This is a genomic window from Limnospira sp. PMC 1279.21 (assembly GCF_032349615.1).
GTDB classification, from domain to species: Bacteria; Cyanobacteriota; Cyanobacteriia; order Cyanobacteriales; family Microcoleaceae; genus Limnospira; species Limnospira fusiformis.
The window spans coordinates 9,817-19,012 of sequence record NZ_JARPLU010000008.1; the positions used below are offsets into that span (position 1 = coordinate 9,817).

General features: G+C 42.7%; 10 protein-coding genes. 4 read left to right on the plus strand and 6 right to left on the minus strand.

Going from position 1 to position 9,196, the window contains the following annotated elements:
* Window positions 1-210: 210 nt before the first annotated feature.
* The 3 genes from pyk to P5683_RS02310 form a co-directional block, all read right to left on the minus strand.
* Complete coding sequence (gene pyk, locus P5683_RS02300; RefSeq protein WP_006616756.1) at window positions 211-1,632, minus strand: pyruvate kinase; 1,422 nt, start codon at window positions 1,630-1,632, stop codon at window positions 211-213.
* Between the two features lie 231 nt (window positions 1,633-1,863).
* Window positions 1,864-3,228, minus strand: coding sequence for a hypothetical protein (locus P5683_RS02305; RefSeq protein ID WP_315640585.1), 1,365 nt, complete (start codon window positions 3,226-3,228; stop codon window positions 1,864-1,866).
* 260 nt (window positions 3,229-3,488) lie between these two features.
* Window positions 3,489-4,367 carry an ABC transporter permease gene (locus P5683_RS02310; protein ID WP_006616754.1) on the minus strand — a complete coding sequence of 293 codons (879 nt, stop codon included), beginning with the start codon at window positions 4,365-4,367 and terminating at the stop codon, window positions 3,489-3,491.
* Window positions 4,368-4,701: 334 nt separating this feature from the next.
* On the opposite strand from P5683_RS02310, the gene P5683_RS02315 reads away from it, so the two are divergent.
* Window positions 4,702-4,989: a hypothetical protein gene (locus P5683_RS02315; protein ID WP_006616753.1), complete on the plus strand. Its 288-nt coding sequence runs from the start codon at window positions 4,702-4,704 to the stop codon at window positions 4,987-4,989.
* Between the two features lie 39 nt (window positions 4,990-5,028).
* Here P5683_RS02315 and P5683_RS02320 read toward each other — a convergent pair whose 3' ends face one another.
* Complete coding sequence (locus P5683_RS02320) at window positions 5,029-5,907, minus strand: ABC transporter permease (RefSeq protein ID WP_006616752.1); 879 nt, start codon at window positions 5,905-5,907, stop codon at window positions 5,029-5,031.
* A gap of 427 nt (window positions 5,908-6,334) precedes the next feature.
* Between P5683_RS02320 and P5683_RS02325 the strand changes: the two genes are divergently transcribed.
* The 3 genes from P5683_RS02325 (at window position 6,335) to P5683_RS02335 (ending at window position 7,817) form a co-directional block, all read left to right on the plus strand.
* The gene (locus P5683_RS02325) at window positions 6,335-6,922 is read left to right on the plus strand and encodes an IS607 family transposase (protein WP_315641749.1); all 588 of its coding nucleotides are present in this window, start codon (window positions 6,335-6,337) and stop codon (window positions 6,920-6,922) included.
* Window positions 6,861-7,109 carry a helix-turn-helix domain-containing protein gene (locus P5683_RS02330; RefSeq protein ID WP_008050735.1) on the plus strand — a complete coding sequence of 83 codons (249 nt, stop codon included), beginning with the start codon at window positions 6,861-6,863 and terminating at the stop codon, window positions 7,107-7,109. The genes P5683_RS02325 and P5683_RS02330 overlap by 62 nt, the downstream gene beginning before the upstream one ends.
* 72 nt (window positions 7,110-7,181) lie before the next feature.
* Window positions 7,182-7,817, plus strand: a complete 636-nt coding sequence (locus P5683_RS02335) for a hypothetical protein (RefSeq protein ID WP_006619715.1) — start codon at window positions 7,182-7,184, stop codon at window positions 7,815-7,817.
* Window positions 7,818-7,930: 113 nt separating this feature from the next.
* Here P5683_RS02335 and P5683_RS02340 read toward each other — a convergent pair whose 3' ends face one another.
* Window positions 7,931-8,497 carry a hypothetical protein gene (locus P5683_RS02340; protein ID WP_006619714.1) on the minus strand — a complete coding sequence of 189 codons (567 nt, stop codon included), beginning with the start codon at window positions 8,495-8,497 and terminating at the stop codon, window positions 7,931-7,933.
* A 104-nt stretch (window positions 8,498-8,601) separates the two neighbouring features.
* Window positions 8,602-9,066, minus strand: a complete 465-nt coding sequence (locus tag P5683_RS02345; protein WP_006625720.1) for a RimK/LysX family protein — start codon at window positions 9,064-9,066, stop codon at window positions 8,602-8,604.
* Window positions 9,067-9,196 lie beyond the last annotated feature (130 nt).

A 9,196-nucleotide genomic window follows, 5' to 3' on the forward strand; every position in this document is an offset into this window, starting at 1 on the left:
TAATATGGTCGGTGGGTAATCTAATTAACTGTTGAACCCGCCCCTACAACGTGATCAATTATCAATTATCCATTAATTCGCGGGTGATTGAGGGCGGGTTGATTAATATGGTCGGTGGGTAATCTAATTAACTGTTGAACCCGCCCCTACAACGTGATAAATCAATAATGAACAATTGTTAATTATTCATTATTCATTATTCATTATTCATTATCCTATGGTGTGGATTTTGATAAAATTGGTTCCCTTAGCCTTCCCAGAAGGGATACCACCAATAATCAAAATTTTGTCTCCGGGGGAAGCCATTTGGCGCACTAATAGATAAGTTTGGGCTTGATTGATCAGTTCCTCAAAGGATTCTACCTCCTGTTCCAGCAGCAGAGGTTTCACACCCCAAACCAGGTTTAAACGATGGTAAACCTTGGGATTAGGAGTTAAGGCAACCACAGGCGCTTTCGGGCGTTCAGCCGCCGCTAATTGCCCAGTATAACCACTACAGGTGTAGGCAATAATACAATGTAGATCGATAATTTTATCAATGGTATTTATCGCTTCACTGATAGCATGGGTCTCATCATTGAACGCGGGTGGGTAGTTGATGAAATTGATTTCCGGTTCCACATCCTCCGCAATTTTCGCTAACATTTCCACAGCCCGAATCGGATATTTACCAACTGCTGATTCCCCTGATAACATCACCGCATCAGTTCCATCAATAATTGCATTAGCTACGTCAGACGCTTCAGCCCTTGTCGGACGGGGATTATTGATCATACTGTCCAGCATTTGAGTAGCTGTAATTACTGGAATCCCTTTTTGATTGCAAAGGCGAATAATTTGTTTTTGCAGTAGTGGGACTCTTTCGGGACTCATTTCGACCCCCAGATCACCCCGGGCTACCATTAAACCATTACACTCGGAAATAATCTCCTCTAAATTAGCGATCGCTTGAGGTTTTTCGATTTTGGCCATCACCGATATTTGTGACGCATTTTTGGACGCTAAAAAGTCTTTAAGAACTCGCACATCTTCTGCGTTCCGCACAAAGCTAAGAGACACCCAATCAACACCTAGAGAAATCCCAAATTCCAAATCTTGCTGATCTTTTTCAGTTAAAGACGGTAAACGTAGAGTTAAACTGGGAAGGTTAACCCCTTTACGGCTTTTCAGAGTCCCCCCTTCAAGGATTTTACATTTAACTTGATTACCGGAAATTTCCTCAACCTTCAATTCCAATAATCCATCATCTAGCAGAACCTGGGCACCGATTTCTGCTTCTTCTCCCAGGTGCAGATAGTCGATCGCAATCGTATTAGGTTTACTCTTGTATTCGTCAATAGGAACCAGGGTAATATATTCTCCCGCTATCAATTGTATACCACCATCAGGAAGCTGTCCTACCCTAATTTTCGGACCCTGTAGGTCTTGTAATAGCGTGATAGACGTTTTTAACTCCTGTGAAATTTCTTTCAGTAGGGCGACCGTTTTCGTGTGTTGTTCATGGCTACCATGGGAGAAGTTGAGGCGTACTACATTCATCCCCGCTTTAATCATTTGATAAAGAACTTCAGGAGAATTACTAGCTGGACCAATGGTAGCTACAATTTTGGTTCGACGGTTTAAAGGTTTCATAAGCCCTTGAGTAAGTAATTAGGTTAAGTGTATGGATTGATCAATGTGGGAGAGTTATAGGCGATCGCTGATTGATAGATACATCCGAGCCTCTCATGGATTTAGATCAGTTTGCCACCTATATTATAAAAGTATATTGGCAATTTGATAACTCTCCAACCCCACCTATAATCTATTCTTAACCTAATGTTAAATAACCGGAAATTTTGACGATTGACGCAACCATAACACTTAGCCTCCTAGGAAAGCAGCTTTCCGAGTATCAAATAATTTGACAATTCCCTCAGTCACCGTTTTTTTAATTTGTGGATCACATCCAGCCAAAAATTCCTCCGATGATATTTCATTTTGAAAAAACTTTTGGGCGCGGTTGCGTTGATTTTGGATTTCCGCAAATCCCATCTGCTTAACCATATATGTTGTCAAAGGTGAATTTTTTATATCATAGTAAGAATGCTGAGTTCTCCCCTTTTCCAGTATAACAAGCACCGTAGATTCTAATTCATCTTGGGGTTGATAATTATTTTCTAGGTCTGGCAGAAAATTTACCAAAGAAACCGTCACAAAATTTTCGGAAGGCATTTCTCCCATTAAAGTAGAAACTGGAATGACGCGACCAAATCGCAGGGATAGTGCTTCTAAAAAGGCAATAGTAAATAATTTACTACCTAGATATAATCGACCCACGGCAATATTTCTTCTCGCCCTTGATACCAATTGTTCATAAATGCTATCTTCTGGATACCCTCGGAATTGATGAAAAACCACTTCCGGTTTGAGAAAATTCATAAACCCTTCCATTTTTTGCAGGGCTGTTCTATATTGACCAATAGTGTAAGCACTAGGATTATTTAGATGATGATTGGTTTCAGGAATTAGGTTCCAGGTATTATCTAAAAATCTGGCTGAACTAGGATCGGCGAAACTCCGGACATCACGATTAGCCATACGAATCGAACGCTTGACGGTTTCGATCAGATCCGCATCCGTTAATTTCAGGTTGAATTTGTCAACGATCGCCTGTAATCTTTGATATAAAACATCGCTATTATTTAATCCGGTTGGGGTGGGAGTTCGGAAGGGAATAGTTGCTTCTATACAGGCGACAATTTGCACTAACAACTCTTGACTCATAAAAGGTTGTAATACTTTCGCCGCCACTAAAGCACTTAAAAACTCATTTTGCCCTTCTAAAGGCAACAGCATTTTACCCGGAGACATATCAAAAACTATCCGCACCATTTCAAAGGTGGGGTCTTCAGGAATATCCACCGCTTCACGAATCCAAAGATGTTCTCCTACTTGGCGAATGAAGGGAACTAAATAATAGGTAAGATTAAAGTTAACGCTTTGGTCAACCTGTACATAAACCACATCATGGAATAAGGCGGCTAATACCTCAATCGCATCTTCCGACCCCCCCACCTCAAAAATATGATCTGGAGTATGAAAATACCGCCAAGGTCCTGTCATGGTTTGGACAATTAATTCCGAAATGTTGACCAGTTTTTTCGCATCTAGATCAATACCAAGCTGATTCATTGCCCAGATTAACCTTTGAAGGCACTGTTCATTATAATCCTGTTGTATATCCATCCGACCCACTAAAATGAGACTCACCTCTATTATAAATATATTTATCCTCAGAGTCGGGGTGATTATCTATAATCTTGTTCAGTTAGATCACCAGCCCACATTCTCTATTTTGCTGTGCTATCATCGGAAATGAGGATATTTGTTTCCGTGGCGATCACTCCCTTGGGTTCTAGGGGTAAGGCAAACTGAGGGTTTCCACCTACAGATGGTTATACTCCCCAGTTACCACTACTTCGCCTGCTAACACCAGTTGTCTGATTTTACTCCAACCCGGCAGTACCTCCCAATTTTAAAGAAGATAATAGCAGAATCAACGATATTAATAACATCAAAGTTGAGATCGCATTAATCGCAGGCGTAACCGATAGTTTAATCATACCATAAACAAACAATGGTAAAGTGGTAGCACCGACCCCACTGGTGAAAAATGATACCACAAAATCATCTAATGATAAGGTAAATGCTAATAAACCGGCGCTGAAAATACCCGGCCAAATCAACGGAAAAGTCACCCGCTGAAACACTCGCCATTCATTCGCGCCTAAATCTAATGCGGCTTCTTCTAATCTGGGGTCAAGGTCTGCTACTCTCGCCCTCACCACAATCGTGACAAAGGAAATACTAAAGGTGATATGACCAATAATTACCGTTGGTAAACCCAGACTTATTCTCATCCCCGTTAGGTTTTCTACTAGCCTAAAAATTAGGGTCATAAATACCAACAAGGAAATCCCCAAGGTGATTTCGGGAATGACCATTGGTAAAAATAGCAAACTTTCTAAAAGCTGATAACCGGGAAATTTATAGCGTTCTAATCCTAAAGCGATCGCTGTTCCTAAAATCGTGGCGATCGCACTGGAAATAGTAGCCACTATCAGACTATTATATAAGGCTGACCAAACTCCCGTCGTCGATAGATCCGCCGTCTGTGCTGGAATGCTTCCCAATAAACTCCTATACCAGTCTAGGGTAAATCCACTCCACACCGCGTTAAAACGGGAAGCATTGAACGAATAAACCACTAAAATGGCGATCGGTAGGTATAGAAACGCAAACCCTAGGGCGACATTTACCCACAGTCCAGTTTTACCCAGGGAACGGATTAGCAAATCAAGTCTGGTCACAGTTGATCGGTTCATATTGTACTCATTATCCTATCCTACTCCTATTGGCAGATATTCTCATCTTCAAATCTCCCTTATCATCCTGATAGCTAACTAATACAACCGCAAATATACTGAGAGTGATACCACTGGCAAAATTAAGTGTTTGAAATCACACACATCCGTTGAATATTCTTTATAATGGGGGCAGGTCAAGCGGAATTATAAGCAATATTGAACATTCTGTTCATTAAAACTAATGACTAAATATTTGCCTAATCGAGCTTCGACTTGATCCACTTTTGTCAGTAGTGGGGGGCTACTCTCCCCACCCACCTGTTGTCAGAAAAGTTGAATTGGGAGAAGGATTTTGATTGTTACCCTGATTGTGCGCGCCTATTTCGCGATCGCTATTCTCACATTTGCCTATTTGTTTACCAAATTTTGGCGCGATCGCACCACCTCTAAAACGCAACTATCTTCATGGCAGGTTCTCATCTTAGCATCACTATTATGGCCGATTGTCTTGCCTATATCTTACTTGGAGCGAAACGTCAACAAACCTAAAATCGTCATGAGTGAATTAAAATCTTATCGATACTTAGGGAATCCCTCCTACAATCAATATCTGGGATACAGCGATCGTCGCGCTTCCTAAATCTTCGCCTTCCCAAAAACCGTCATCTTTGTGGGTGCATTACTGACGGTTTTCAGCCATTTGGAAATAAACCCAAACAGGAATTATCACTAACATCATTAACAGTATAGACAAAGCCGAACCCAAAGGCCAATGACGAGCTTGCAGAAATTGATTCTGGATTAAATTACCAATCATCACCGTTTTCGACCCTCCCAAAATATCCGGCGTTATAAATGCTCCCAAAGCCGGAATGAATACTAAAATAGAACCCGCAATAATTCCCCGTCTGGTTAACGGTAATAAAACCCTCCAGACTGTGCGAATATCGTTGGCTCCTAAATCTTGCGCCGCTTCAATTAAGGAAAAGTCGAATCGCTCCCAGGTTACATATAACGGTAAAATCATGAACGGTAGATAGCCGTAGATTAAACCAACTAGGACAGCAAACGGGGTAAATAATAGGTTGAGAGGTTCATCAATTAAATGCAGGTTTTGTAGTAGGGTATTCACCACCCCCTGGTCTCGTAAAATAATCATCCAAGCATAAGTTCTTACTAAGAAATTAGTCCAAAATGGAATGATTACCAGCATTAACAATAAATTCCGCCAACCACGAGGACGGGTCGCTATGAAAAATGCAAACGGATAAGCGATCGCTAAACAAATTATCGTCGTAAATGCCGCTAGCTCTAGCGATCGCATAAACACTCTCAAATATAGGGGATTCAACAGCCGTTGATATTGCCCTACGGTGAAAGACCACACCACCCCCCCATAGGTTCCCCGTTCCAAAAAACTGTAAATCAGCACAATCACCAGCGGTACTACAAAAAATATCACTAACCACACCGTCGCGGGTACGATTAACCATATTCTCTTGTTCACACCGACAGTTTCCCCCAACCGACTTGAAGCCTTCTGTTTACCAAAAATCATACAACTAGGGTAATTATGTTAAGTTTTGTAACGAAAATTAAGAAATGTAAAAAAAAAATCGACTTTTTTGGGGATGCCCTTGACTTTATCGTTTGCTTGCGGTAGTATTTTTATATAATCGAAATATTGACATTTTTTTTAATTTTGCAAATATCCAATTATAACAAACTACACCCAGTATAGCGCCATTCCCTCCCCCTGTCAACCCCTACTTTACTAACCGGCGCGAAATTTTTGGGAAATTGCCACTCATTCCCCCACCTCCGAACAGGTGTCCGTATTGCAGTCTGATAATTTTCTGGTATAATCATCGCCAATTGGACAAGTACGGCAATGGAGTTACGTCCTGTTAGCAAATTCACTGAATATTGCTTGACAATACTCAACAATCAGTCTAAGCTAGATAAGTACACAGCAAGCGAGCTAAATGCCGAAATATACATCACCGAGTGAAACGGCTCAATACTTTGGTGTATGCTTACATACTTTAAGAAGATGGGAAAAAAACGGCAAAATTCAAGCGCTCAGGACACCATCAGGGCAGAGACGATATGATATTGCCTCCTACACGGTCTCATCAAACGAGAGAACGCAACGGGCAATTATCGCTTATGCCCGCGTTTCAAGTCGCGGACAAAAAGCAGACCTTGCGCGCCAAGTTGCAAAGTTACTCGAGGTCTACCCCAACGCCGAGCTCGTCACTGATATCGCCAGTGGTCTTAATTTCCAAAGAAAAGGACTTAGAGCCATTTGGGAGCGAGTCCGTAAAGGCGATGTCGGATTTATTGTGGTTGCCCACAAAGACAGACTCGCCCGTTTCGGGTTTGACCTCATCTCTTGGTTGTGTGAACAAGATGGTACAAAAATCGTGGTTCTCAAGCAAGACGGTTTATCCCCAGAGCGAGAATTGGTTGAGGACATCCTTGCCATTGTTCACATCTTCAGTTGCCGACTTGACGGACTCAGAAAGTATAAATCTGCAATCAAAAAAGATCCGGATTTATCCCAGTCCTGAACTGGCAAAAACTTGGAAAAAATGGCTGGATGCTTGTCGTTATTGTTTTAACCAAGCCATCGCTATGCAGCGTCAATTAACAACTCGGATTGGTAAGCTGAAATTGCGAAATCTGGTAATGCAATCAGATTTACCTCAATGGGTGAAAGAAACGCCTTGCCAGATCAGGCAGGTAAAACACCCGTAAATTCTCCACTTAGCGCCAGACTATGGTGCGGATCATATATAAAATTGACCAAGTAGCATACTCAGATAGACCTTGCAAACCCTTAACTTCCCCGAAGCAAATCATACCCTGGTCAAGTCTTTAAGCCACCATAGTGACCAGGAACTCCTGACCCTTTTTCAAAATCATTCAGATCGGGGTCGATACTTTGTCGTGGTTTTCTGTCGCTATGCCCTAATTGTCTATACTCTGATTGGTCACTCTGTCAAATCACCAGTTCAGGCTGAGTATTTATTTGCTTTGACCTGGCGACACATTTTCTATGAAATGCGGGGTCTTAACCTCCGTAATGAAAAAACTGCCGACTCCGAAACAACCCTACAAAACTGGATTATTAACGTTAGTGCTATCTGTATTAACCGCGCTGAACTTCCCCCAGTTGAGTCTATTCATTACTCACTCAAAGATCAGCCACCCCCCCTGTGGTGTTATGTCGGTCAGGCTTTAGATCAAATTGAACCCTTGTTACGGTTAATCATCCTGATGGCCCAGACATTTCACTGGAGTGAAACTCGCATCGCCGCCTACTTACAAGCTGAAGGAGAATCTATTTCTCCCAGTGAGGTGCGGATGTTGTTAGAACGAGGGTATAAAATTTTAGAAACTACTATTCCTGAAGATATTCGCGCTATTTATCTCGGTCAAACTATCACACAATCAACCGATTAAGGTGTTTACATTATGGCGATCGCATTGCGGTAGATGGCTAACCCTAGAGGGAATTTGACAATCATTCTCACAGTTCAACAGACACTTGGCCGCGGTCTGTCCCCTTTTCTCCTTTAGTTGAGAAATACTGTCCCCTGTTCATTAATACTCAGAGACCGAGTATCTAGGTTGATATTACCAGTTGCTTCAAACCGGATTTCTAAAACACCTGGGCTAGTTACTACCGGACGCACAAACAGCAAACCCCCATCTTCCCTTTGATAGGTCAAGTTTAAAGGAACTGTCAGTCGCTCTAAGGTGCTTTCTGACTGCTGACCAACTAGCCTGGGTCTGGTTCCTCCTGATACCTGATATTCAATTACCACATTACTAGAATTGATCAGCTTCAGGGTAACTCTGCCATTAACAGGACTAATCCTAGCACTAGGTAAGGGAAATCGGGGGATAGTATCCTCTGTGGGCTGTGTTGGTTGTAATGTAGCAGCAGGAGCCGTCGGCGTAGGACCAGTGCGATCGGGTTCTGTCGGCCTTCCCGCCGGTTCTTCAATAATTACTGGTTTACCTTGCCGAGTCGGTGGCCCTCCCGCCCAGGCGATCGCGCTTGAGGTCAGCAACACAGAACCACAAACAAATCCCAGCCATTTGATCCCAGTTTTGGGTGCGTCGTTATATTCCACCATAGTATTATTTACCTGAGTTAAGCAGATTACACCAGTTTACCAGAAAATTATTGGGTCTAAAGCCTTGCCATTGGCGGGCCACATTTGGTAAAACTCCATTGGTTTCAGGTTGAACGGAATGGTAGTTTCGGTCGCGCGCTCAGGAGATAGGACTTACCAGGATGCACTAAGAACCTTTCCCGGACAGCCGCGCGTCCTAACAGCATCCGAAAACCCATCACATCCCGATTAGTTAGCGTAAGTTCGATCTGCCATTCATGTCCCCGTAGTTGAGCAGTAGTTACAATCACGATCCTTTCTTCAGAATGTCCCCCAGAATTTCGCACCTCTCGTTGATCTAAAACCTTCGCTGTCGCTGTCACAGTTTCCGTGCTATTCCGCTGCTTTGGGTGCATTTTGAACTCAACCATCCTTTCGTCTTCATCGCCGAAATGGTGAACATCAAAGGCGTGTATGGCAGAGGAACGCGCTCCTGTGTCAATTTTAGCCTTAATTGCACTTACTCCTAAATCAGGAAGAGCCAGCCACTCCCGCCAGCCAATTACATCTCGCTGTTGCTTGTTCAACAATCCTTTCCAGCCTTTTGATATCTCTGTTTTAGCTTTCTCGCAGCGATCGCTTTACTTCTATATCTCCTCAAGCCCGATTTGGCACAAGCTGCCCCTACCCTCCTGACCCGGAAGGCCAAGGGCAAGCTCC

What these genes read in the sequence shown, in the direction of transcription:
- P5683_RS02340 (WP_006619714.1), bottom strand. Translation starts at nt 8,497, where the DNA reads ATGGTGGAATATAACGACGCACCCAAAACTGGGATCAAATGGCTGGGA.
- P5683_RS02325 (WP_315641749.1), top strand. Translation starts at nt 6,335, where the DNA reads ATGCCGAAATATACATCACCGAGTGAAACGGCTCAATACTTTGGTGTA.
- P5683_RS02305 (WP_315640585.1), bottom strand. Translation starts at nt 3,228, where the DNA reads ATGGATATACAACAGGATTATAATGAACAGTGCCTTCAAAGGTTAATC.
- P5683_RS02310 (WP_006616754.1), bottom strand. Translation starts at nt 4,367, where the DNA reads ATGAACCGATCAACTGTGACCAGACTTGATTTGCTAATCCGTTCCCTG.
- pyk (WP_006616756.1), bottom strand. Translation starts at nt 1,632, where the DNA reads ATGAAACCTTTAAACCGTCGAACCAAAATTGTAGCTACCATTGGTCCA.
- P5683_RS02320 (WP_006616752.1), bottom strand. Translation starts at nt 5,907, where the DNA reads ATGATTTTTGGTAAACAGAAGGCTTCAAGTCGGTTGGGGGAAACTGTC.